21 protein-coding genes are annotated in these 22,262 nt (G+C 66.0%); 9 read left to right on the forward strand and 12 right to left on the reverse strand.

What is annotated here, in order from left to right:
• Window positions 1–40 precede the first annotated feature (40 nt).
• From J7347_RS00780 to J7347_RS00795, 4 genes are read left to right on the forward strand one after another with little or no spacing between them, the layout of a single operon-like run.
• Complete coding sequence (locus J7347_RS00780; protein ID WP_209160444.1) at window positions 41–3,619, forward strand: hydantoinase B/oxoprolinase family protein; 3,579 nt, start codon at window positions 41–43, stop codon at window positions 3,617–3,619.
• A complete protein-coding gene (locus J7347_RS00785; RefSeq protein WP_209160446.1) occupies window positions 3,616–4,311 on the forward strand; it encodes a DUF969 domain-containing protein in 696 nt (231 codons plus the stop codon). The genes J7347_RS00780 and J7347_RS00785 overlap by 4 nt, the downstream gene beginning before the upstream one ends.
• The gene (locus J7347_RS00790; RefSeq protein ID WP_209160448.1) at window positions 4,308–5,258 is read left to right on the forward strand and encodes a DUF979 domain-containing protein; all 951 of its coding nucleotides are present in this window, start codon (window positions 4,308–4,310) and stop codon (window positions 5,256–5,258) included. The genes J7347_RS00785 and J7347_RS00790 overlap by 4 nt, the downstream gene beginning before the upstream one ends.
• Window positions 5,249–6,238, forward strand: coding sequence for a DUF2891 domain-containing protein (locus tag J7347_RS00795; protein WP_209160450.1), 990 nt, complete (start codon window positions 5,249–5,251; stop codon window positions 6,236–6,238). Before J7347_RS00790 ends, J7347_RS00795 begins: the two co-directional genes overlap by 10 nt.
• Here the strand turns inward: J7347_RS00795 and J7347_RS00800 are convergent.
• Window positions 6,235–7,503 (reverse strand): acetyl-CoA C-acetyltransferase, encoded by a 1,269-nt coding sequence (locus J7347_RS00800; protein WP_209160452.1) that lies wholly within the window; start codon window positions 7,501–7,503, stop codon window positions 6,235–6,237. The genes J7347_RS00795 and J7347_RS00800 overlap by 4 nt on opposite strands.
• Before the next feature lie 100 nt (window positions 7,504–7,603).
• On the opposite strand from J7347_RS00800, the gene J7347_RS00805 reads away from it, so the two are divergent.
• Together J7347_RS00805 and J7347_RS00810 are read left to right on the forward strand one after the other, a co-directional pair.
• A complete protein-coding gene (locus J7347_RS00805) occupies window positions 7,604–8,365 on the forward strand; it encodes a crotonase/enoyl-CoA hydratase family protein (RefSeq protein ID WP_209160454.1) in 762 nt (253 codons plus the stop codon).
• Between the two features lie 2 nt (window positions 8,366–8,367).
• Window positions 8,368–9,531, forward strand: coding sequence for an acyl-CoA dehydrogenase family protein (locus J7347_RS00810; RefSeq protein WP_067683933.1), 1,164 nt, complete (start codon window positions 8,368–8,370; stop codon window positions 9,529–9,531).
• Between the two features lie 67 nt (window positions 9,532–9,598).
• Here the strand turns inward: J7347_RS00810 and J7347_RS00815 are convergent, their stop codons facing one another.
• The 10 genes from J7347_RS00815 to tsaD form a co-directional block, all read right to left on the reverse strand.
• On the reverse strand, window positions 9,599–10,609 hold the full coding sequence (locus tag J7347_RS00815; protein ID WP_209160456.1) for a fumarylacetoacetate hydrolase family protein: 1,011 nt from the start codon (window positions 10,607–10,609) through the stop codon (window positions 9,599–9,601).
• A 10-nt stretch (window positions 10,610–10,619) separates the two neighbouring features.
• Window positions 10,620–11,264: a maleylacetoacetate isomerase gene (gene maiA, locus J7347_RS00820; protein WP_067683972.1), complete on the reverse strand. Its 645-nt coding sequence runs from the start codon at window positions 11,262–11,264 to the stop codon at window positions 10,620–10,622.
• A 67-nt stretch (window positions 11,265–11,331) separates the two neighbouring features.
• On the reverse strand, window positions 11,332–12,507 hold the full coding sequence (locus J7347_RS00825; RefSeq protein ID WP_209161160.1) for an acyl-CoA dehydrogenase: 1,176 nt from the start codon (window positions 12,505–12,507) through the stop codon (window positions 11,332–11,334).
• 128 nt (window positions 12,508–12,635) lie between these two features.
• Window positions 12,636–12,989 (reverse strand): response regulator, encoded by a 354-nt coding sequence (locus J7347_RS00830; RefSeq protein WP_209160458.1) that lies wholly within the window; start codon window positions 12,987–12,989, stop codon window positions 12,636–12,638.
• Between the two features lie 95 nt (window positions 12,990–13,084).
• The gene (locus tag J7347_RS00835; RefSeq protein ID WP_209160460.1) at window positions 13,085–13,765 is read right to left on the reverse strand and encodes a hypothetical protein; all 681 of its coding nucleotides are present in this window, start codon (window positions 13,763–13,765) and stop codon (window positions 13,085–13,087) included.
• Window positions 13,765–13,902, reverse strand: coding sequence for a hypothetical protein (locus J7347_RS00840; RefSeq protein WP_209160462.1), 138 nt, complete (start codon window positions 13,900–13,902; stop codon window positions 13,765–13,767). Before J7347_RS00840 ends, J7347_RS00835 begins: the two co-directional genes overlap by 1 nt.
• Window positions 13,902–14,642, reverse strand: coding sequence for an OmpA family protein (locus J7347_RS00845; protein ID WP_209160464.1), 741 nt, complete (start codon window positions 14,640–14,642; stop codon window positions 13,902–13,904). Before J7347_RS00845 ends, J7347_RS00840 begins: the two co-directional genes overlap by 1 nt.
• Window positions 14,643–14,705: 63 nt before the next feature.
• The gene (locus J7347_RS00850) at window positions 14,706–16,259 is read right to left on the reverse strand and encodes an oligosaccharide flippase family protein (protein ID WP_209160466.1); all 1,554 of its coding nucleotides are present in this window, start codon (window positions 16,257–16,259) and stop codon (window positions 14,706–14,708) included.
• Between the two features lie 2 nt (window positions 16,260–16,261).
• Window positions 16,262–17,266: an NAD(P)H-dependent glycerol-3-phosphate dehydrogenase gene (locus tag J7347_RS00855; RefSeq protein ID WP_209160468.1), complete on the reverse strand. Its 1,005-nt coding sequence runs from the start codon at window positions 17,264–17,266 to the stop codon at window positions 16,262–16,264.
• Window positions 17,263–18,303: a tRNA (adenosine(37)-N6)-threonylcarbamoyltransferase complex transferase subunit TsaD gene (gene tsaD, locus J7347_RS00860; RefSeq protein WP_209160469.1), complete on the reverse strand. Its 1,041-nt coding sequence runs from the start codon at window positions 18,301–18,303 to the stop codon at window positions 17,263–17,265. Before tsaD ends, J7347_RS00855 begins: the two co-directional genes overlap by 4 nt.
• A gap of 45 nt (window positions 18,304–18,348) precedes the next feature.
• Here tsaD and hemC point away from each other — a divergent pair, with 45 nt between their 5' ends.
• The 3 genes from hemC (at window position 18,349) to J7347_RS00875 (ending at window position 21,003) form a co-directional block, all read left to right on the forward strand.
• Window positions 18,349–19,302: a hydroxymethylbilane synthase gene (gene hemC, locus J7347_RS00865; RefSeq protein WP_209160471.1), complete on the forward strand. Its 954-nt coding sequence runs from the start codon at window positions 18,349–18,351 to the stop codon at window positions 19,300–19,302.
• The gene (locus tag J7347_RS00870) at window positions 19,299–19,985 is read left to right on the forward strand and encodes a uroporphyrinogen-III synthase (RefSeq protein WP_209160473.1); all 687 of its coding nucleotides are present in this window, start codon (window positions 19,299–19,301) and stop codon (window positions 19,983–19,985) included. The genes hemC and J7347_RS00870 overlap by 4 nt, the downstream gene beginning before the upstream one ends.
• A 67-nt stretch (window positions 19,986–20,052) precedes the next feature.
• Window positions 20,053–21,003, forward strand: coding sequence for a hypothetical protein (locus J7347_RS00875; RefSeq protein ID WP_209160475.1), 951 nt, complete (start codon window positions 20,053–20,055; stop codon window positions 21,001–21,003).
• Window positions 21,004–21,007: 4 nt separating this feature from the next.
• On the opposite strand, the gene J7347_RS00880 is transcribed toward J7347_RS00875, so the two are convergent.
• Complete coding sequence (locus J7347_RS00880; RefSeq protein WP_209160477.1) at window positions 21,008–22,228, reverse strand: UbiH/UbiF/VisC/COQ6 family ubiquinone biosynthesis hydroxylase; 1,221 nt, start codon at window positions 22,226–22,228, stop codon at window positions 21,008–21,010.
• Window positions 22,229–22,262 lie beyond the last annotated feature (34 nt).

Genomic DNA, 22,262 nt, shown 5'->3' on the forward strand with positions numbered 1-22,262 from the left:
CCGTTTGTAATCCATCGTGGCGCATGCCAAGCCGTGCTCCATGACAAACGCTCCTTCCAGGCCGAGCTGGCGCTTCGCAATCGATCGCGGCGGCACTTTCACCGATGTCGTCGCAACCACGCCCGACGGGCGGCTGGTGACCGACAAGCTGCTGTCGGAAAATCCCGAACTTTACGATGATGCCGCCAGCGAAGCCGTGCGCCGATTGATGGCGCGATTTGGCAATGGCGATGAGACGGCTACCATCGCCGAAATGCGCGTCGGCACCACGGTCGCCACCAATGCACTGCTCGAACGCAAGGGGACGCGGCTGGCTCTGGCGATCACGCGCGGCTTCGCCGATGCGCTCAGGATCGGCACGCAGGCGCGTCCCGACATCTTTGCGCGCCATATCCTCCTTCCGGAACAATTGCCCGAAAGAGTGGTCGAGATCACGGAGCGCGTCGCGGTCGATGGCGAAGTGCTCGAACCTTTGGATATCGAGGCGGCGCGGCACGACTTCATGGCCTTGCGGGAGGACGGGTACGATTCGATCGCAATCGTCCTGATGCACGGATGGACGCATCGCGATCACGAAATGGCTTTGGCAGATCTGGCGCGCGAGCTTGGCTTCGCGCAGGTCAGCGTCAGCCACGAGGTCGCGCCTTTGATCCGCCTGGTCCCGCGCGGGGATACGACCGCCGTCGATGCTTATCTCTCTCCCGTCCTCGATCGGTACACCGATAATCTGCGCGCGAGCCTGCCGGAAACGGGAGCGCTGCGCTTCATGCAGTCGAATGGCGGCCTCGCCGAAGTCGGCGCGTTTCGGGGCAAGGATGCGATCCTGTCCGGCCCGGCGGGCGGTGTTGTCGGCATGGCGGCGACCGGCGCCGCGCTCGGCCACACGAAGCTGATCGGGTTCGACATGGGCGGGACCAGCACCGATGTCGCGCATTATGCGGGCGAATACGAGCTGACCGGCGACAGCACGGTGGCGGGCGTGCGCGTGGCCGCGCCGATGATGCAGATCCACACCGTCGCGGCAGGCGGCGGATCGATCTGCAGTTTCGACGGATCGCGCTTCCGCGTCGGCCCGGAAAGCGCCGGAGCGGACCCGGGCCCCGCCTGCTATCGCAAGGGCGGGCCGCTGACGGTGACCGACTGCAATCTCGTTCTGGGCCGGATCGATCCAGCCTTTTTCCCAAACGTATTCGGCCCCGATGGCGACGCGCAGCTGGACCCGGCGGCTGCGCGGGCCCGTCTGGAAGAGATCGCCGCCGCTCTTCCAGAGCCGCGCCCGATCGAGGATATCGCCGAGGGCTTTCTCGCCATCGCGGTGGACAGCATGGCGAATGCGATCCGCAAGATCAGCGTGGCGCGCGGCCATGACGTGACGCAATACGCGCTCGCCTGTTTCGGCGGCGCGGGCGGACAACACGCCTGCAAGGTGGCGGACGAATTGGGCATCGAAACGGTGCTGGTTCACCCGCTGGCAGGGATGCTCTCCGCCTACGGGATTGGCCTTGCCCCGGTGAAGGCGATCCGCGAGGTCAGTCTGGTGCGGCCACTGGAGGAATCCTATGATGACGGCCTCGCGGCTTTGCAGGACGAAGCGCGCGCGGCCCTGCTCGAACAGGGGATCGCCGCGGATGCGATGGAAATCGACAGCCGGGCACGACTGCGGTTTTCCGGCAGCGACAGTATCCTGACCGTCGATTGCGAAGACAAGGGCGCGATGGATGCGAATTTCCGCCGCCTGCACCGCCAGCGCTTCGGCTATTCCGACGATACGGCCCCGATCGTGGTCGAGGCGCTGAGCGTCGAGGCGAGCGGCTTTTCTGGTGGGCTCGACGCGGCGGAGGTAGAGCCGGTGGCGGCGGGCGGGACGCCTTCTGGCGAATGGACCACGCTGGAGCGTGCCGCGATGAGCGCGGATGAGGGCGTGGATGGGCCGGCCCTGATCATCGATCCGGGCTCCACCACCGTGGTCGAGCCCGGCTGGCAGGCGCGCCTCCAGTCGGAAGGCAGCCTCGTGATCACGCGCACCGAACCGGTGGAGCGCGATCGGGCGGCGGGCGTTTCGGCGCATCGCCATGTCGATCCGGTCCGGCTCGAAATCTACAACAATCTCTTTATGGCGATCGCCGAGGAGATGGGCGTCGTGCTCCAGAGCACGGCGAGTTCGGTCAATATCAAGGAACGGCTCGATTTCTCCTGCGCTCTGTTCGACGCGCAAGGCGCGCTGATCGCCAATGCGCCCCACATTCCGGTGCATCTGGGAAGCATGGGCGATTCCATCGCGCGCGTGATCGAAACGCGTGGGGGCGCGCGGGATGGACGCGGATTTCGCCGTGGCGATGCCTATATGCTCAACGATCCCGATCGCGGCGGCACGCACCTGCCCGACATCACCGTGATCGTTCCCGTCTTCTATGGCGAGGATTCGCAGGAGCCCGACGCCTTCGTCGCCGCGCGCGGCCATCATGCCGATATCGGCGGGATCGCGCCCGGATCGATGCCGCCCGAAAGCCGCACGATCGTGGAAGAAGGCGTGATGATCGACGATTTCCTGCTCGTCGACGAAGGAGCGTTCCGCGAAGATGCGGTCCGAACCCTGCTGGCGAGCGCGGATTATCCCGCGCGCAATCCCGATCGAAATCTATCCGATCTGCGCGCCCAGCTCGCCGCCTGCACGCGCGGGGCCGAATTGCTGCACAGCGCCGCGCGCGATTCCGGCGGCGAGACGGTTGCGGCCTATATGGGCCACGTGCTGGCGAATGCGGAAGAAAGCGTGCGGCGGCTGCTCGATCGGCTCGAAGACGGGCAGTTCGCCTATCCGATGGATAATGGCGCAGTGGTGAAGGTGACGATCCGTATCGATCGCGAAGCACGATCCGCCGTCATCGACTTTACCGGGACCAGCGATCAGCGCCCGGACAATTTCAACGCGCCGCGCTCGATCACCCGCGCCGCGACGCTCTATGTCCTGCGCACGCTGATCGACGATGCGATTCCGATGAACGATGGCTGCCTCCGCCCGATCGATCTGATCGTGCCCGAAGGATCGATGCTGAATCCGCGCCCCGGCGCGGCGGTGGTGGCGGGCAATGTCGAGACCAGCCAGACCGTCACCGATGCGCTGTTCGCCGCAACGGGCCGCCTTGCGCCCAGCCAAGGGACGATGAACAACTTCACCTTCGGGAACGAGAGCGACCAGTATTACGAGACGATCTGCGGCGGATCGGGCGCGGGGCCGGACCATGACGGGACGAGCGCGGTCCAGACGCACATGACCAATTCGCGCCTGACCGATCCGGAAATTCTCGAAACGCGCCTCCCTGTGCGGCTCGACCGGTTCGCCATAAGGCGCGGCTCGGGCGGGAAGGGCGCGCAAACCGGCGGCGACGGGGTGGAGCGGCGCGTGACCTTCCTCGAACCGATGCGCGCCAATATCCTCGCCAATCGCCGCAAACATCCGCCGCAGGGCATTTGCGGTGGCGGCGATGCCGAGCCGGGACGCAACTGGGTCGAACGGACCGACGGCACAAGCGAGGATCTGGGCGCAACCGGATCGGCCGAAATGCGACCCGGCGATGCTTTCGTGATCCTGACCCCCGGCGGCGGAGGATACGGCGCATGAATTACTGGCCGCTGCTCGGCATCGCGCTGGTCGTCATCGGTTTCGCGCTGCGGTTCAATCCGCTCCTCGTGGTGGTCGGCGCGGCGGTCGCAACCGGGCTGCTGGCCGGGCTCGACATCGTCGCGGTTGTCGAAGCGCTGGGCCGCGCTTTCAACGACAATCGCTATATCTCGGTGACCTGGATCATCCTGCCGGTGATCGGCCTGCTCGAACGCTACGGATTGCAGCAGCGCGCACGGAGCCTGATCGAAAGCGTGCGCGGCGCGACGATGGGCAAGCTGCTGGTCCTCTATCTCGGCTTTCGCCAGATCACGGCGGCGCTGGGAATGAAGGATATCGGCGGCCACCCTCAGGCGGTCCGCCCTCTGGTCGCACCGATGGCGGAGGCGGCTGCCACCAAATCGCACGGGCCCCTGCCCGAAGCCGAGCGGCAGAAAGTGCTCGCCATGTCGGCGGCGACCGACAATGTCGGGCTGTTCTTCGGTGAGGACATCTTCTTCGCGATCGCATCGATCCTGCTGATTCAGGGCGTGTTCGAAGCGGCGGGCTATCCGCTGACGCCCCTGCAACTCTCGGTCTGGGCGATCCCGACCGCGATCTGCGCCTTCCTGATCCACGGCGGACGCATCCTGGCGATGGACCGGCGCATGGGCAGGCTCACGCCTCCTGCGAATGGGGAGGAGCGGGCATGATCACCTATGAATGGCTCTACATCCTCGCAGGCGGCTTCTTCGCGGTCTGGGCGCTGCTGTCCTTGCGCGACCGGCGCTGGGGCAATGGCGTGTTCTGGGGATTGCTCGCGGCGAGCTTCCTGTTCGGCAGCCATATCGGCGATTTCGCCAACGGCGTGCTGGTGCTGGCGATGGTGGCTATCGCCGGGTTGGGCCTGCTGAAGCGCAGCGATCCGCCGACGACCACGCCGGAAGAGCGGCTCAATTTTTCCGAACTGTTCGGCAATCGCCTGTTCTTGCCCGCGCTGATCGTGCCGCTGACGGCAGTGGTGGGCACGCTGCTCTACAATTACACGCCTTTTGGCGAGACCGGCCTGTTCGAAGCGCGGCGCGAAACGCTGATCCTGTTCGGCGTGGGCGTGGTGGTGGCGCTGGTGGCGGCCATCGTCTGGTTGAGGCCGCCGGCGCTCGCGCCTGCTGAAGAGGGCAGGCGTTTGCTCGATTCGATCGGCTGGGCGGCGATCCTGCCGCAGATGCTGGCAGCGCTGGGCGCGGTGTTCGCGCTCGCCGGGGTGGGCGAGGTGATCGGCGCGCTGGCGGGGCAAGTGATCCCCGAAAACAGCGTGCTCGTCTCGGTCGTGGTCTACTGCTTCGGCATGGCGCTGTTCACGATGATCATGGGCAATGCCTTTGCCGCCTTCCCGGTGATGGCCGCCGCGATCGGCATTCCGCTGCTGGTCGAGGGGTTCGACGGCAATCCGGCGGTGATCGGCGCTGTGGGGATGCTGGCGGGCTTTTGTGGCACGCTGCTCACCCCGATGGCGGCCAATTTCAACATCGTCCCCGCAGCCCTGCTGGAACTGGACGATCAGAACGGCGTGATCCGCCAGCAGGTGGGGACGGCGATCCCGCTCTGGGTGTGCAATGTGGCGATCATCTATGTCGCGGGATTCTGGTTGTGGAGCTGACCGAAACTATCGCGCGCAGCTACGCCCGGATCGCGCTTGGCCATGTGGCGCGGCCCTATCCCTATAAGGACGATCACGTGTTCGCCTCGGACGCGGATGTCCGCCCCCCGCGCGAGGCGCATCCGGTGTTCTTCGGAAGCTTCGACTGGCATAGCTGCGTCCATGGCTGGTGGACTTTGCTGACGCTGCGGCGGCTGTTTCCCACGATGCCCGAAGCGCACGAGATCGCCGCGCTGGCCGAGGCGACCTTCACGCCCGACAAGCTTGCAGTCGAACTGGCCTATCTCGACCGCCCCGAAGCGCGCGGGTTCGAGCGGCCCTATGGCTGGGGGTGGCTGCTGGCCCTGCACGCCGAGGCCGCGCGGCATGAGGATCGCGCATGGGGCGCGAGGCTGCAGCCACTCGCCCGCGCTTTCGCGGACCGGTTTGCAGCCTATCTGCCGCTGCTGACCTATCCGATCACGGTCGGCACCCATTTCAACACCAGCTTCGCTCTGGTGCTGGCGCGCGACTGGGCGGAGCATCGCGATGCCACGCTTGTCGCGACTATCGACGATTGGGTCGAGACCGGTTTTGCGGATCGCAGCGACTATCGCGGGTGGGAGCCGGGCGGGGACGAATTCCTGTCGCCCGTCCTCACCGCTGCCCTGTTGATGAGCCGTGTCTGGCCGCGCGAACGGTTCGCGCCCTGGTTTGAGGCGCTGGTGATCGACAATGGCTGGCTGAAGCGCGAATGCGAGCCCGCCTTCGTGTCCGACCGCAGCGACGGCAAGATCGCCCATCTCGACGGCCTCAATCTCAGCCGTGCCTGGGCCTTGCGCGAAATCGCCTCTGCCATCGCGCCGCATTCTGCCGAAACAGACCTGCGCGCGCTGGCCGACCGCCACTTCGCCGCGGCCGAAGCCAGCGTGGCGGGCGACTATATGGGCGAACACTGGCTGGCGAGCTTCGCGCTGCTGGCGCTGCTCGCGCCCCGCTAGTCGACGAAGTCGCTAACCCGCTCCACGATGATCGCCGGAGCCATTCCGCCCGCCGCGCACATTGTGACGAGGCCATATCGCTTGTCCTGCCGCTCAAGCTCGTCCACGATCGTGCCGATCAGGATCGATCCGGTCGCGCCGATCGGGTGGCCCAAGGCGATCGAGCCGCCATTCACATTGACCTTGTCCCAGTCCAGCCCGAGATCGCGAACGAATTTCGCCGCGACCACCGCGAAGGCCTCGTTGATTTCGAACAGGTCGATATCGTCAATGCTCAGTCCGGCCTTCTCCAGCACCTTCTTCGCTGCCGGGACGGGGGCGTTCAGCATCAGCGTGGGATCGTCGCCCATATTGGCCGTCGCCACGATCCGCGCACGCGGCTTCAGCCCGTGCTTTTCGGCATAGGCCCGGCTCGTCACCAGCACCGCCGCCGCGCCGTCGACCACGCCCGAGGAATTGCCTGCATGGTGGAAATGCTCGATCTCGACGTCGGGATATTTCGCATTCACCAGTCCGCGAAACGTGGTGCCTTGTTTGTCCAGCGGCACGTCGGCGATCTTGGTGAAGGCGGGCTCCAGTTCGGCGAGGCCTTCGCGCGTGGTCTGGGGGCGGGGAAATTCCTCGCGGTCGAGCACGATGTTGCCCTCGTCGTCGGTCACCGGAACCACCGATTTGTCGAACCGGCCCTCGGCAATCGCCTGGGCGGCGCGCTGCTGGCTGCGATAGCCGACCTCGTCCAGCTCTTGCCGTGTGAATCCTTCCATGCTGGCGATGGCATCGCCGCACACGCCCTGATGGCTTTGCGGGTGGGTCGCCTGCAGCCGCTCGTTATAGCTGCCCATCATCGGCGGCCTGAGGCCTGCCGCCATCTTGTCCTTCGCCATCTGTGCGGTCAGGCTCATCATCTCGGTCCCGCCCGCGACGACGCAATCTTCCATCCCGCTCATCACCTGCGCCGCAGCCAGCGCCACGCTGGTGATCCCGCCGCCGCAGAACCGGTCGAGCGTGGTGCCGCTCGAGGTCACGTCATAGCCTGCATCGAGCGCGGCCATCCGCCCCAGATCGCCCGCCTGCATTCCGTCCTGCGTGCTGACCGACCAGATCACATCGTCCACCGTCGCGGTGTCGAGATCGTTGCGCTCCGCGATGGCCTTGAGGACGGTCGCGGCGAGGTGCTGCGGGTGCATGGCGGCGAGCGCGCCTTTCCCCTGCTTCCCGATCCCACGCGGGGTGCGAACGGCGTCGATGATATAGGCTTCAGGCATGGCGTACTCCTCTCTCGCTCCGGCGATTGCCGGTTGACGTTTGCGTAAGCCTCAAGCAGCACTGCGGCAAGACCAGTTTCGAAATGCAATGGAGAGAGGCATGAGCGAAGAGGTAAAAACCGAGGTCGAGGACGGCGTTCTGATCGTCACGATCAACCGCCCCGAAGCCAAGAACGCGATGAACAAGGCGGCGGCCGAAGGGATCGCCGCAGCGATGGATCGGCTGGACGCGGAAGACGATCTGCGCGTCGCCATCCTGACCGGGGCGGGGGGCACGTTCTGTTCGGGCATGGATCTGAAGGGCTTCCTGCGCGGGGAAAGCCCCAGCGTGGAAGGGCGCGGCTTCGGCGGGGTGGTCCAGGCGCCGCCGTCCAAGCCGCTGATTGCCGCAGTCGAAGGCTATGCGCTTGCCGGTGGGCTCGAATTGATGATCGCCTGTGATCTCGTGGTGGCGAACGAAGGTGCCAAGTTCGGCATCCCCGAAGCCAAGCGCGGCCTCGTCGCGGCGGCAGGCGGCGTGATGATGCTGCCCGATCAGATCCCCGAACGGATCGCGATGGAGCTGGCGTTGACGGGCGATTTCATCGACGCCGCGCGCGCTTACGAACTCGGCCTGATCAATCGCGTGGTTTCCGGCTCCGCCCTTGAAGGCGCGAAGGAACTGGCCCGCAAGATCGCCGAAAACGGCCCGCTGGCAGTGCGCGTGTCGAAACAGATCCTCAAGGAATCGCGCGGCTGGTCGATGGACGAGCGCTACGACAAGCAGGCGCAGCTGATCGGCCCGGTCTTCGTCAGCGAAGACGCCCGCGAAGGTGCAGCCGCCTTCGCAGAGAAGCGCAAGCCGAACTGGAAGGGGAAATAAGCATGGCCGTCATCGACGTACCCGAGCCGGAATATATGCAGGACGAGGAGATCGCGATCTTCTCGGACGCGGTCGGCAAGTTCTACGAGAAGCATGCGCCCGAAAAGCGCGTGCTGAAATGGCGCGAGGACGGCCAGGTCGAACGCGAATTCTGGAACGAGGCGGGCGCAGCGGGCTTGCTCGGCGCGTCCGTGCCTGAGGAATATGGCGGTCATGGCGGCGATTTCCGCCACGAAATGGTGGTGATCGACCAGCAGGGCAAACACGGCGTCGAAGGCTTTTCCGCCAGCCTGCACAACACCGTGATCCTGCCCTATCTGGTCCGCCACGGGACCGAGGAGCAGAAGAAAAAGTACCTGCCCAAGCTTGTCTCCGGCGAGCTTGTCAGCGCGATCGCCATGACCGAACCGGGCGTCGGTTCCGACCTTCAGAGCATCACCACCACCGCTCTGAAGGACGGGAATGGCTACCGCATCAACGGGGCCAAAACCTATATCTCGAACGGCCAGATCGCCGATTTCGTGATCGTCGTCGCCAAGACCGACCCGAAGGAGCGGGCCAAGGGCATCTCGCTGATGCTGCTGGAGACCGAAGGCGCCGAAGGGTTTCAGCGCGGCAAGAAGCTCGACAAGGTCGGGCTGGATGCGCAGGACACCAGCGAATTGTTCTTCGACGACGTGTTCGTCCCGGCAGAAAACGTGCTCGGCGGGGAAGAGGGCAAGGGCTTCTACCAGCTGATGGGCGAATTGCCGCAGGAACGCCTGATCATCGCGATGGGCGGGATGACCACGATCGAACGCGCGCTGGAAGAAACGGTGAAGTTCACCAAGGAACGCAAGGCGTTCGGCCAGACGATCTGGGATTTCCAGAACACCCAGTTCGTGCTCGCGGACCTCAAGGCGAAGGGCACGGCGGCGAAGATCTTCGTCAACGATTGCATCGCCAAGCACCTGAAGGGCGAGTTGGACGTGCCGACGGCCTGCATGGCGAAATATTGGGTCACCGAATTGCAGGGCGAGGTGGTCGACAAGTGCCTGCAGCTGCATGGCGGGGCCGGCTACATCAACGATTATCCGATTGCGCGCATGTTCCGCGACAGCCGCATTACGCGCATCTTCGGCGGATCGAACGAGATCATGAAAATGGTGATCGCGCGTTCGATGTGATCCTTACGCGTAACGGGAAGGGGGACCAAGCTTTAGGAGCGGTCCCCCTCTCCGATATTCGGAGGCCTTAGGCCTCCACCACCTTCTGTTCGATCGCGCCGAAGATCGAGTGGCCCTCGCGGTCCTTCATCTCGACGCGGACGGTGTCGCCTGCGCGCATGAAGCGGGTCTTTGGCTCGCCGTCATAGATGGTCTCGATCATGCGGATTTCGGCGATGCAGCTATAGCCGCGCCCGCCTTCGCTGACTGGCTTGCCCGGACCGCCATCCTCGCCCTTGTTCGAAACCGTGCCCGATCCGATGATCGCGCCTGCGCCCAGATCGCGCGTCTTGGCGGCGTGGGCGACCAGCTCGGCGAGGCTGAAGGTCGCATCCTCGCCCGCTTCGGCGCGGCCGAAGGGCTCGCCGTTATAGTCCACCATCAGGGGCAGATGGATCACGCTGTCCTTCCACGCATCGCCCAATTCGTCCGGCGTCACCGCGACGGGGCTGAACGCGCTGGAGGGCTTGGACTGAAAGAAGCCGAACCCCTTGCCGAGTTCCGCCGGGATCAAGCCGCGCAAGGACACATCGTTGACGAGCATGAGCAGCTTGATGTGATCCGCTGCCTGATCCTTCGATACGCCCATCGGGACATCGTCGGTGATGACGGCGATCTCGCCTTCCATATCGCAGCCCCAGGCGGAATCGCCCAAGGGAATGTCGGCACGCGGCGGCAGGAACTTGTCCGAACCGCCCTGGTACATCAGCGGGTCGTGATAGAAGCTTTCCGGTACCTCCGCATCGCGCGCCTTCCGCACCAGTTCGACGTGGTTGATATAGGCCGAACCGTCCGCCCACTGATAGGCGCGCGGCAGTGGCGAATGCGCCTCGCGTTCGTGGAAGCGTTCGCAGGGCACCGCTTCGTGTTCGACATCGGTGTAGAGCGCTTGCAGCTTGGGTGCGATGGCTTCCCAATCGTCGAGCGCGGCCTGCAATGTCGGCGCGATGTTGTCGGCGGCGCAATAGCGGGTCAGGTCCTTGGACACGACTACCAGCTTCCCGTCGCGGGTTCCATCGTTGAGCGTGGCGAGTTTCATGTATGTCCTCTCAGGTGTTTTCGGGATTATCGGGCTGCGCGCCGGGATGGGCGCGCTGAAATTCGGTCATGGCGAGGCAGGACCGCTCGATCCGCGCGATATGCGGCTTGTCGGCAAAGCCGAAATCGAAGCGGCGCGCATTGTAGATCTGCGGCAGCAGAACGACTTCGAACAGGCCGGGGCGGTCGAACAGGAAGTCCTTCGTATCGAGCTGGGCCAATCGCTCTTCCAGCGGATCGAGCGTGCGCGCCAGGAAATGGCGGTAGAAGGTGTCTACCTCGTCCTGCGAATGGCCGAGCGGGTCTTTCAAATATTTCAGCACCGGAAGATTCAGCGGCGCGTGGAGTTCGGTGGCGATCGCATAGGCCAGCTCGCGCGCGGTGAAGCGATCCTCGATATCGGACGGCAGCAGGCGCGGCGTATCGGGATAGGCTTCGTCCAGCCATTCGAGCTGCGCCATCGATTGCGCCCGGTCGCGCCCCTTCGCTTCCAGCATCGGCACCGATCCGAACGGGTTGCGCGCCCGGTAGGCCTCGTCCTTCTGTTCGCTCTTGAGCAGATTGACGGGCACGTATTCATGGGCGAGCCCCTTCAATTCCAGCGCGATGCGCAGGCGATAGGAGGTGGAGCTGCGGTAATAGCCGTGCAGGCGAATGTCTTGGGTCATCACCTCTCCCAATGCATGGTGCGCGCCGTAGGTCCGGCGCGCGCGGAATTGGAAGTCAGAACGCCGGAATGCCCGTTATCGCCCGGCCCAGGATCAGGGCGTGGACATCGTGCGTGCCTTCGTAGGTGTTGACCGTTTCGAGGTTCACCATGTGGCGGATCACCTGATATTCCTCGGAAATCCCGTTGCCGCCATGCATGTCGCGGGCCTTGCGCGCGATATCCAGCGCCTTGCCCACATTGTTGCGCTTGACGACGGAGATCATCTCCGGCGCGAATTTGCCCTCGTCCATCAGGCGCCCGACGCGCAGGCTCGCCTGCAGGCCCAGGCCGATGTCTGTCAGCATGTCGGCCAGCTTCAGCTGGTAGAGCTGCTTGGACGCCAGCGGAACGTCGAATTGGTGCCGGTCGAGCCCGTATTGCCGCGCGGCGTGCATGCAGAATTCCGCCGCACCCATCGCACCCCAGCTGATGCCGTAGCGTGCGCGGTTGAGACAGCCGAACGGCCCCTTCAATCCTTCCACATTGGGAAGCAGCGCATCGGCGCCCACGCGCACCTCGTCCATCACGATCATGCCGGTGGTGCTGGCGCGCAGGCTCATCTTGCCTTCGATCTTGGGTGCGGAGAGCCCTTGCATCCCCTTCTCCAGAACGAAGCCGCGGATCTTGCCGCCATGCGCCTCGCTCTTGGCCCAGACCACGAAGACGTCGGCGAAGGGGGAGTTGGAAATCCAGGTCTTGGACCCCGAAATGACGTATCCGTCGCCATCCTGCTTCGCGACCGTCTTCATCGAGCCGGGATCGCTGCCCGCATCGGGTTCTGTCAGGCCGAAACAGCCGATCAGTTCGCCGCTGGCGAGGCCGGGGAGGTATTTGCGGTGCTGCTCGTCCGATCCGTAGGCGTGGATCGGATACATCACGAGGCTCGACTGGACGCTCGCCATCGAGCGATAGCCGCTATCGACTCGCTCGATCTCGCGCGCGATCAGCCCGTAGGCGACATAGCCCGCGCCCGCGCCGCCGAATTCCTCGGGGATGGTCGCGCCCAGCAGGCCGGCCTGACCCATCAGTGGGAACAGTTCGGGCGCGTCCTTTTCCGAGCTGAAGGCTTCGCGAACGCGCGGCTGCAATTCGCCTTGCGCGAAGGCATGCGCCGCGTCGCGGATCATGCGTTCGTCTTCGCTCAACTGGTCGTCCAGGGCGAAGGGATCGTCCCATGCGAAGGGCACCATGCCAGCCATATTATCTCCTCATCTCTTTATAGAAGCGATGGCAGGCTTGCGGGGGCGCTTCAAGGGGAAGAACCCGTTGATGAGGGCGCCGCGTTATGCCGCGACGCCGCCTCGGCCGAAATGCCCGATCAGCGCAGGGCGTTCTGGACGGAATCGATGATGGCGGCGGGCGGGCAGGGCTTGGCCAGGGCATGCGAGTGCGGGAAGCGTTCGGAAACCTCGCCAGGCGTGTAATTGCCCGAATGGAAGATCACCGGAATATCCTCGGCCATCATCTGTTCGGCCAGGGGGAAGACGTTGCCGTCTCCCAATTGCACATCGAGGATGGCGACGTCGGGCTTCTGCTTCTGATAGGCGAGCATGGCGGAGGAGATATCGGTATAGGGCCCTTCGACCGTGTAGCCCGCTTCTTCTACCGTGGCACACAGATCCCAGGCGACGATCGTTTCATCTTCCGCAACGAGAATGACTGGCTGGCCCATAGTTCCGTTCTCCTCTCATCCCCCATCGCTCGCGAAGTTTCGCGCCGAGTCGCAAGGCTAGGGGTCTAGGAGAGGACGTCAAGCTGTAACATAAATCAATCGAGCCGTCCGAACTTGGCTTCGTAGGCGGCTTTGTCTCCGCCGGTAAGCAGGCGGGCCTGCGTGACCCAGTCGTCGCGCCTGATGCGGCCCTGGAAGCGGCCAAGCTTCGAATCCACGCGATCGATCTCGGCATCGTCCCAGTTCGCGATCGTTTCCAGCGAGGTGATGCCGAGCCCTTCCAGCGCGGCGGCAAGCTTGGGGCCGACGCCCTTGAGACGCGTCAGATCGTCTTTCCCATCCGCATTCAGCGACGCGGTGGCAGGAGCCGGTGCCGGAGCTTGGGGCTGTGCGGGCGCAGGCGTCTCTGTCGAAGAAGGCGTATCCACGACCTCTTCCGCACGGGTTTCCTGCGCGTCTTCTACGCTGGCGGAGACCGCCGCGCCCGTCCCTGCCAGCCCCATGGGTGTCGCGGGCGGCACAGTCGAGGGCGCTTCCTTCCGTGTGGCGGAGGCAGTCGGAGCCGGAGAGGGGGATGGCGCAGCGCCCGCGGCGGGAGCGGAATCGATCAACGCCTGATTGCGCGCAGCGGGCGCGGCGCCTTCGTCAAGCACGTCCTGCCGCTCACCCTTTACCTTGGTCCGGCGGCTCGCATTGAAAAGGAACCACGCGATCGCGAGGCCGATCAGGAAGGCGACCAGCAGCAGCGGCCAGTTCGCTTCAATCATCTCCATCATCATGCGTCTCCGTCACTGTCATCATTGTCGAATTCCGGCCTGTCGGGTGCGGGGCGATTCCACAGCGCCCATCCCGCCGCCACGCCCAGCCCATAGGCGCTCAGCATAATCACGGTAATTTCGAACCAGATCGGCATCAGCGGGCTCCCGGCGTATCGACGGGCGTGGGGACGAGCGGTTCGGTGGCGATGACCGAGAATTCGATGCGCCGGTTGGCCGGATCGCCGGGCGCCAGTCCCTCGACCGGCTCCTGCGATCCGATCCCGCGTGCGCGCAGCCCGTCGCGCGGAATGCCGCGAACGACCAGGCCTTCGCGCACCGTGCGCGCCCGTTCCTGGCTCAAGGCCAGATTGCCGGGCTCGGGCCCCGTGTTGTCGGTGTGCCCGGTAATCGCGATGATCGATCCGAGACAGGGGCGCAGCGCATCGGCGACCTCGTCGAGGAGAACGCGGCTCGCCGGATCGAGCGCGGCGGAGCCTTCCTCGAACCGGATCGAGCGTGAGCGCAAAAGCCCTTCGACATCCTCCTGACAGTGGAGCGGCGTGTATTGCAGCGTACCGGCCTGCGCAGTGGCCGATCCGTCCGCCCAGGAAACGCCGCCGATACCCGGTACGGCGGCGACGGCTTCGGCCACGCGCGCGCGTTTGGCTTCCGACAGCGATCCGGCATTTTCGAGGACGGGATGGCGCGTGGGCGATCCCAGCGGGTTGATCAGCCGGGCCGTTACCGTCCCGCCATCGGCGGAAGCGATCGCAGCTTCGACTTCGGAGGATTTGGACGCGAGAAAACCGGCGCCATAGCTTTGGCCCGCGACATAGCCGATTCCCGCGACGAGCGCGGCACCGGCGACAAGAAAAAGTGTTGGGCGAAGGGACATGTCCCGCGCCTTAGCGAGCGTGGGCGCGGAGCAAAAGGGGGCTTTGCCCGCCTGGCCTGTGTCTCAATCGGTGTCGGGGGCCACGTTGCGGCGGAAGAGGACGCGGTCCTCAGGCCCGAAGCCCTTGCGCCAGATCACCCAGCCATAGGTCAGCAGGATCGCCGGGATGCCGAAGACCAGCTCCGCCCATTCGGGAAGGCGAGTCACCCCGTAGCCCACCACCACGGCGGGCGCTGCCGCCCACACCACCGCCCAGCGCCAATTGTTGACCGGATGGCCCAGAATCCGCCCGAGCAGGATCGCCTTGACGAGACTTGCGAGGCCGAGCGCGATCATCAGCGCGATCGCGGCGGCGGCGGCTTTGAACGGTTCGGGATATTGCAGTTCGTCGACCAGCAGGATCAGCCCCACAGTCAGCACCGCCTGGAAGGCGATGGTGGCGATGGAGATCCAAAGATTGCGGACCCGCGCGACATAGATCAGCGCGGCTTCCGACACGACCGCCGTCGCCGCGACGACCTCGGCGGCGAGGAGGAAAGCGAGCGCGCCGGTGCCGCCGACAAAATTCGGGCCGACCAAGCCCATCACCGCCTCGCCCGGCACGCCTAGCGCCAGTGCGATCCCCGCCTGCATCGCCGTGATCCAGAATCCGACCTGACAGACCTGCTGCGCGATCTTGACGTAATTCTTCGTTTTCAGATTTTTGGTGATGACCGGGCCGAGGATCGGCTCGAAGCTCGTCTTCAGCTTCTGCGGCAGGCTCGCGACCTGCTGCGCCACATAATAGACCCCCACGGCGGCGGGCGCGGCGAACAGGCCGAGGAGGAAGATGTCGATACGCCGCGTGCCCCATTCGATCGCGTCCGCGGTCGCCAGCGGAAGGGCGCGTACCGTCATTTTGCTCATGGCGCGCGGGCGCGGGCGCCAGCCTTTGGGGAGGCCATAGCTCTTGAGGAACGACCAGAGGCCTGTCGCCAGACCGGCATAGATCGAGATGAGATAGGCCAGATTGAGGCCGGAAGACTGGAGAACGGGGACGAAATAGAACACCCCCGCCATGATCGAAATCGTCCACGGCTCCACTACGGCGCGTGCCCTGACAGTGGTTGCGATGTCGTATTTGTAGGCCTGGGCGGCGAGGACGATCTCGGTCAGCGCATAGCCGGGGATGGCGAGCACGATCAGCAGGTCGAGCCAGTTATACTCACCCGACGGGAAGAGCGGCGCGGGCACGAGCCAGAAGAACAGGGCGGCGAGTGAGGAAAACAGCGTCGCCAGCAGAATGCCGTCGAAGACGACATTGGTGGGATGCTTCTTCCCCTCGCCTTCCGCCAGGCGCTGCGCAAGCCCGCGCTTCTCGCCGAGCGAGCACAGCAGCGCGACGAGTTCGACCACGACGAGGGCCGAGGCGAAGCGGCCGAGTTCCGCCGCGCCGTAAAGCCGCCCGGCGATGAAGAGGAAGGGCAGGCGCGCGGCAAGGCGCAGAAGGAAGCCGAAGAAGTTGGTGCGGCCACCCTTGGCCAGCGCCGCGATATCGCCGTCCGGCTCTTCCGGTGGCGTACCGGCTGGGGTGCCGGGGACAGGCCCGACATTGGGGGTTGTCGGTGGCAGGCCCATGCTCAGGCGCTGCGTTCCGCGCGCAACGGTCTTGCAAGCAAGTCGGACACCACACCGCGCGCTTCCGCGCCGTCCAGCAGGCGTTCGACGGCGGCGACGATCGGCATGGCGATATCCATGTTGCGCGCCATCCGCGCGAGGACCGGCGCGGTGTGTGCGCCTTCCGCCACGGTGCGGCGATCCGCCATCAGATCGGCGGCGCTGCGCCCTGCGCCAAGCGCTTTGCCGAGCGAGAAATTGCGGCTGGAGGTGGACGAGCAGGTAAGCACCAGATCGCCCAGTCCGCACAGACCCGCCAGCGTCTCCGCCCGCGCGCCCAGCGCCTCGCCAAAGCGCAGCATTTCGGCATAGCCGCGTGCGATCAGGGCGGCGCGGGCGTTCTGGCCGAGGTCGAGCCCGTCCACCACGCCGCAGGCGATGGCGAGCACGTTCTTGACCGCACCGCCGATTTCCGCGCCCGCGACATCGTTCGAGAAATAGGGGCGAAAGGCTGGCCGGGCGATCAGGGATGCGAGCCGGTCCCACTGATCCTCGCCCCCGCCGCACGCCAGGGTGACGGCGGTGGGAAGACCTTCGGCGACTTCGTGCGCGAAAGTGGGCCCGGACAGCACGGCGATGGCCGAACCGGGCGCGGCATCGCGCGCGACGTGGTTCATCAGCCGCCCGGTACTCGCCTCGATCCCCTTCGAACACAGTACCAGATCATTCGGATGGCTGGGCATCGCTTCGAGAACGCTGCCCATATGCTGCGCCGGCGTGACGACCAGAGCGACGTCGAGCGAGGCCATCTCCGCCAGATCGCTGGTGGCGCGGATGGTCAGCGCGAGCTGGGCAGAGGGGAGATAGACCGAATTGGTACGCGCGGAATTGATTTCCTCGACCAGAGCCTCTTCGCGCGCCCACAGCAGCACGTCGCGCCCGTCGCTCGCCAGCATCTGGGCGAGCGCGGTGCCCCAGGCGCCTGCACCGATGACGCCGACCGTGGGAGAGGAACCGGTCGCGCTCATGCCTTTACGCCCGCGCCGCGCGCCGGTTCGGCATCCGGGTCCAGCGGCCAGCGCGGCTTTGCAGCGATGTCCAGCGGATCGGGCCGGAACCCGTCCAGCGCCAGCCGCTCACACCCCGCCCAGGCGATCATGGCCGCATTGTCGGTGCAGAGGCTGGGCGGCGGAGCGACGAAGCGCATCCCGCGCGCCTGTGCGAATTCCTCCAGCCCCGAACGGATCGCGGCATTGGCCGCCACGCCCCCGGCGACCACGAGAGCGGGCACAGGATCGATCCGATCCGCGCTGAATGCCAGCCGATCGAGCACGCAATCGAGCGCGGCCTGCTGGAAGCTCGCCGCGATGTCGGCATCGGAATGGATGCCCGCATCTTTCGCCCGCAACACCGCGCTTTTAAGCCCTGCAAAGGAGAAATGCGGCTCTTTCGAACCGAGCAGGGGGCGAGGCAGAGGCACATTCGCCGCATCGCCCTCTTTCGCCAGCCGTTCCACCGCCGGGCCGCCGGGATAGCCGAGCCCCAGCACCTTGGCGCTCTTGTCGAAGGCTTCGCCCAGCGCATCGTCGATCGTCGTCGCGAGGCGGCGATAGTCGCCCACGCCTTCGACCAGCAGGATCTGGCAATGTCCGCCGGATACGAGCAGCAGCAGATAGGGAAAGCCGAGATCGGGATCGCTGAGGCGCGGAGAAAGGGCGTGCCCTTCCAGATGATTGACCGCGATCAGCGGCGTGTCGCTCGCCATCGCCAGAGCCTTGGCGCTGACCAGGCCGACCATCACGCCGCCGATCAGGCCCGGCCCGGCCGTGGCGGCGATGGCATCGCAATCGGCAAGCGTCTTGCCCGCATCCTTCAGCACCGCATCGATCATCGGGGCCAGCCGTTCGGCATGGGCGCGCGCCGCGATTTCGGGAACGACGCCGCCATAGGGTGCGTGTTCCGCATCCTGCGAGGCGATGCGCTGCGCCAGAATCGTGCGCTCGCTCGTGACGAGCGCCGCCGCGGTTTCGTCGCAGCTCGATTCTATTCCCAGTACCAGGCCCATCGCACTTTCCCTTAGCGACCCACACCGCTAGGGCAAGGCGACGCGATGCCAGCCTCCAATTCAAGAACCCCTCGTCTCGATCGCCCCATCCGCCTCGGCACGCGCCGTTCGCCTCTGGCGATGGCGCAGGCGAGCGAAGCCCGGGCGCGCCTGTGCGCGGCGCATGGATGGGACGAAAGCGCAGTCGACCTGATGCCGGTGATCGCCAGCGGCGACAGGATACAGGACCGCCCGCTGGCGGAAATCGGCGGCAAGGCGCTGTGGACGCGCGAACTCGACATCTGGCTGGAGGAAGGCTGGATCGACGGGGCGGTGCATTCGATGAAGGATGTCGAGACGATCCGGCCCGAAGGGTTCTCGATCGTCGCCATTCTGGAACGCGAGGACCGGGCGGACCGGCTGCTCGGCGCGGAGACGGTCGTGGCTCTCCCGCAAGGCGCCACTATCGGGACCAGCGCGCCGCGCCGCGCCGCCCAATTGCTGCATCGGCGGCCCGATTGCCGCGTGGTCACGTTTCGCGGCAATGTCGCGACGCGCATGGCGAAGCTCGCCGCCGGAGAAGTCGATGCGACCTTTCTTGCCGCTGCAGGCCTCAACCGGCTGGGCGAGGATGCGGTCGGTACGCGGCTCGATCCCGAAGACTGGCTGCCTGCGCCCGGCCAGGCCGCGATCGGCATCGAATGCCGCGCCGGGGACGAGACGATGCAAGATATCTTCGCGGCGATCGACCACCGCGCGAGCCATGACGAGGTGATGGCCGAACGCGCGCTGCTCGCCGGGCTGGGCGGATCGTGCCATAGCCCGGTCGCTGCGCTCAGCCGGATCGAAGGCGAAGAGCTGGTCTTGCGCGCCGCGATCTACAGCGCGGAAGGCGCCATCCGGATCGAGGATGAAGCCCGCATGGCGCGCGCCGATCGCGAAGGCCCGCGCGCTCTGGCCGAAACATTGCTCAAGGAAGCGCCCGAACAGGTCCGTTCTCTGTTCGAAGGCGCGGCGTGAGCCGTCCGGCCTTCCTGCTCCGCCCGGAACCGGGCTGGAGCGCGAGCGCCTCCACTGCCCGCGCCATCGGCCTTGGTATCGAAGGCGAGCCGCTTGCCCGCGTGGAGCCCGTTTCCTGGGAAGCGCCCGCACGATCCTTCGACGGCCTGCTGATCGGCAGCGCCAACGTGTTTCGCCATGGCGGGCCAGGCCTTGCGGCCTTGCGCGATCTGCCCGTTCATTGTGTCGGCGAGACGACGGCCGAAGCCGCGCGCGCTGCCGGTTTCACCGTCGAAACAGTGGGGCGGGGCGGGCTGGCGCCTGTCGTCGCATCGCTGGCTGGGCGCAATCTCGACCTTCTGCGCCTGTGCGGGGAAGCGCGCGTCGCGCTCGATGTGCCTGCCGGGATCGCGGTGACGGACGTCATCGTCTATCGCGTTACTCATTTACCGATCCCTTCGGCGCTCGCCCAGCAAATGCGCGTAGGCGGCGTCGTAGTGCTGCATTCCGCCGAGCTGGCAGGCCATTTCGCTTCGGAATGTGACCGTCTGGGACTGGATCGGTCCAGCTTAGAACCGGTCCTGATCGGACCGCGCCTGGTGCCTATGATCGGGACCGGCTGGCGCGCCATCCACATCGCAGAGCGGCCCGAGGACGCGGCTCTGCTGGCCTTGGCTGCGCAAGTGTGTAGTAAGGCAGGGTAAAGGCGCGCCGGTTCATTTCGGTGCGGGGGGCCAAGGTGCAATAGCGCGGGATCGCAAGCGGACCTGAATGAACGACACTATTTATACCAATCGCGGTGCCGGATCGGGGCGCAAATCCTTCCGCCCGGTGCTGATCGCACTCACCGCGTCCTTCCTGCTGGGCGGGGCGGTGATCGGTTACGGAACCTATCGCTATCTCGACGCTCAGGCTGGGGCGCAGGCCGGGGCCGAGCGCGATCCGGCGCAGGCCGAAGCGGCGATGATGGCCGGCGAGACGCCACAGACGGCGCAGGCAGCCGCATCGCCCACGCCGACACCGCGCGCCAGCGCCACCAATGCCGCGCGCCAGGCCGCCGCGGTGGAGCGCGTGGTGGACCAGCAGGGCGGGATCGACCAGCGATTGGCCGCCGCCGAACAGCGGCTGGCCCGGCTCGACCTTCAGGCGCAGGCGACGGCAGGCAACACCGCCCGCGCCGAAGGGTTGCTGATCGCCTTCGCCACGCGCCGCGCCATCGAAAAGGGCGCGGAGCTGGGCTTCCTCGCCGATCAGTTGCGGCTTCGCTTCGGTGACGCGATGCCCAATGCAGTGCGCACCATCATCGACCAGTCGCGCAATCCGATCACGCTCGACATGCTGACCGCCCGGCTCGACGGGCTGGCACCCAGCCTGTCGGAACCCGATCGCCGGTTCAGCTGGGATCTCGTGCGCAGCGAATTGTCGCAGCTCTTCGTCGTTCGCCGCGAAAGCACGCCGTCGCCGCAGCCCGAACGGCGCCTCGACCGGGCGCGTATGTTCCTCGAAAGCGGACGCACCGAAGCGGCCATCGCCGAAGTGCGCAATCTGCCCGGTGCGGACAATGCCGCCCAATGGATCGCGCGCGCCGAACAATATGCGGCCACCCAGCGCGCGCTCGACCTGATCGAGACCGCAGCCGTTCTCGAACCGCGCCGCCTGCGCGACGGGGCGGGAAACCGGATCGAACAGGCCAGCCCGGTTCAGGGCGCACCCGAACTCTGACGCTTCAGGCGCGCAGCAGCTCCGGCAGGTCGCCGGTGATCCCGCGCGCTTCGTCCATGAACCAGTCCTTCAACGGGCCGATGCGCTGGACGCCGCCCATGCCGAAGCGGCGCACGGCCGAGGCGGTCTTGCCGGGCACGCCGAACAAGCGCGTCAGCCCGTCGGTCGCCAGCGCCACCATGAAACTGTCGAGCCCGCGCCAGCGCTCGTAGCGTGCGAGCACCTGCGCATCGCCGAGATCTAGGCCGAGCCGCAGTGCCTCTTCGAACACCTCCACCAGCGCGCCGACATCGCGCAGGCCGAGATTGAGGCCCTGGCCCGCGATCGGATGGATGCCATGCGCGGCATCGCCGACCAGCGCGAGGCGCCGATCGGTAATGGTGGCGGTGTGATGAAAGCCGAGCGGGAAGCTCGATCGCGGGCCGACGTCGGTGATAGCGCCCAGAATGCCGTGCATCCGCTCCTCGACTTCGGCCAGAAAGGCCCGGTCGCCGAGCTTGAGCGTGCCCGCCGCATCCTTTTCATCGACCGTCCAGACCAGCGCGCTATGGTGCGAACCATCTTCCCCGTCGCGCATCGGCAGAAGCGCGAACGGCCCTGCGGGGTAAAAGATTTCCCACGCCACCCCGTCATGCGGCTTGGCATGCGTGAGCCCGGCGATGATGGCGCGGTGATCGTATTGCCACTGAGCGATCGAGATCCCCGCTTCCTCGCGCGTGGGCGATCCGCGCCCTTCCGCGCCGACCATCACGGCCGCCTTCAGCACGCTGCCGTCCGCGAGAGTGACCGAAACGCCATGCTCTCCACGCTCTCGCGCCACGATCTCGGCGCGTTCGTGCCAGCGGATCGCGGGCTCGGCGCGCGCGGCTTCGAACAGAGCGAGCCGCAGCTGGCGGTTCGGGAACATCCGACCGAGCGAGCCTTCATGCGGTTCGGGCGTGAAGTCGATCCGGCCCGGCTTCATCTGGTCGGTGACGGCGATGGATTCGATCGGACAGGCGAACGGCTCCAGCGCGTCGCCCAGGCCGATATGGCGGAACAGGCGCCAGCTGGCGGTAGAAATGGCGGAAGCGCGCCCGTCGAAGCCTTCCGCCGTCAGATCGGCGGGATCGGCGCGGTCGACCACATGGCTGGTGATCCCTTTGCTCGCTGCCGCCAGCGCCAGCGTCATGCCGACGAGGCCGCCACCGATGATGATCAGATCGCAGGTATCGTTTTCGGCCATGTCGGGGCTCCTTAGCTCGTTGCGCGGCGCACGT

The organism is Erythrobacter sp. A6_0, assembly GCF_017744235.1.
Taxonomy (GTDB): Bacteria; Pseudomonadota; Alphaproteobacteria; order Sphingomonadales; family Sphingomonadaceae; genus Qipengyuania.

Excerpts from the sequence above, each read along its gene's own strand:
- J7347_RS00780 (WP_209160444.1), top strand. The coding sequence starts at position 41 with ATGACAAACGCTCCTTCCAGGCCGAGCTGGCGCTTCGCAATCGATCGC.
- J7347_RS00785 (WP_209160446.1), top strand. The coding sequence starts at position 3,616 with ATGAATTACTGGCCGCTGCTCGGCATCGCGCTGGTCGTCATCGGTTTC.
- J7347_RS00790 (WP_209160448.1), top strand. The coding sequence starts at position 4,308 with ATGATCACCTATGAATGGCTCTACATCCTCGCAGGCGGCTTCTTCGCG.
- J7347_RS00800 (WP_209160452.1), bottom strand. The coding sequence starts at position 7,503 with ATGCCTGAAGCCTATATCATCGACGCCGTTCGCACCCCGCGTGGGATC.
- J7347_RS00805 (WP_209160454.1), top strand. The coding sequence starts at position 7,604 with ATGAGCGAAGAGGTAAAAACCGAGGTCGAGGACGGCGTTCTGATCGTC.
- J7347_RS00810 (WP_067683933.1), top strand. The coding sequence starts at position 8,368 with ATGGCCGTCATCGACGTACCCGAGCCGGAATATATGCAGGACGAGGAG.
- J7347_RS00815 (WP_209160456.1), bottom strand. The coding sequence starts at position 10,609 with ATGAAACTCGCCACGCTCAACGATGGAACCCGCGACGGGAAGCTGGTA.
- J7347_RS00825 (WP_209161160.1), bottom strand. The coding sequence starts at position 12,507 with ATGGTGCCCTTCGCATGGGACGATCCCTTCGCCCTGGACGACCAGTTG.
- J7347_RS00830 (WP_209160458.1), bottom strand. The coding sequence starts at position 12,989 with ATGGGCCAGCCAGTCATTCTCGTTGCGGAAGATGAAACGATCGTCGCC.
- J7347_RS00835 (WP_209160460.1), bottom strand. The coding sequence starts at position 13,765 with ATGATGGAGATGATTGAAGCGAACTGGCCGCTGCTGCTGGTCGCCTTC.
- J7347_RS00840 (WP_209160462.1), bottom strand. The coding sequence starts at position 13,902 with ATGCCGATCTGGTTCGAAATTACCGTGATTATGCTGAGCGCCTATGGG.
- J7347_RS00845 (WP_209160464.1), bottom strand. The coding sequence starts at position 14,642 with ATGTCCCTTCGCCCAACACTTTTTCTTGTCGCCGGTGCCGCGCTCGTC.
- J7347_RS00850 (WP_209160466.1), bottom strand. The coding sequence starts at position 16,259 with ATGGGCCTGCCACCGACAACCCCCAATGTCGGGCCTGTCCCCGGCACC.
- J7347_RS00855 (WP_209160468.1), bottom strand. The coding sequence starts at position 17,266 with ATGAGCGCGACCGGTTCCTCTCCCACGGTCGGCGTCATCGGTGCAGGC.
- tsaD (WP_209160469.1), bottom strand. The coding sequence starts at position 18,303 with ATGGGCCTGGTACTGGGAATAGAATCGAGCTGCGACGAAACCGCGGCG.
- hemC (WP_209160471.1), top strand. The coding sequence starts at position 18,349 with ATGCCAGCCTCCAATTCAAGAACCCCTCGTCTCGATCGCCCCATCCGC.
- J7347_RS00875 (WP_209160475.1), top strand. The coding sequence starts at position 20,053 with ATGAACGACACTATTTATACCAATCGCGGTGCCGGATCGGGGCGCAAA.
- J7347_RS00880 (WP_209160477.1), bottom strand. The coding sequence starts at position 22,228 with ATGGCCGAAAACGATACCTGCGATCTGATCATCATCGGTGGCGGCCTC.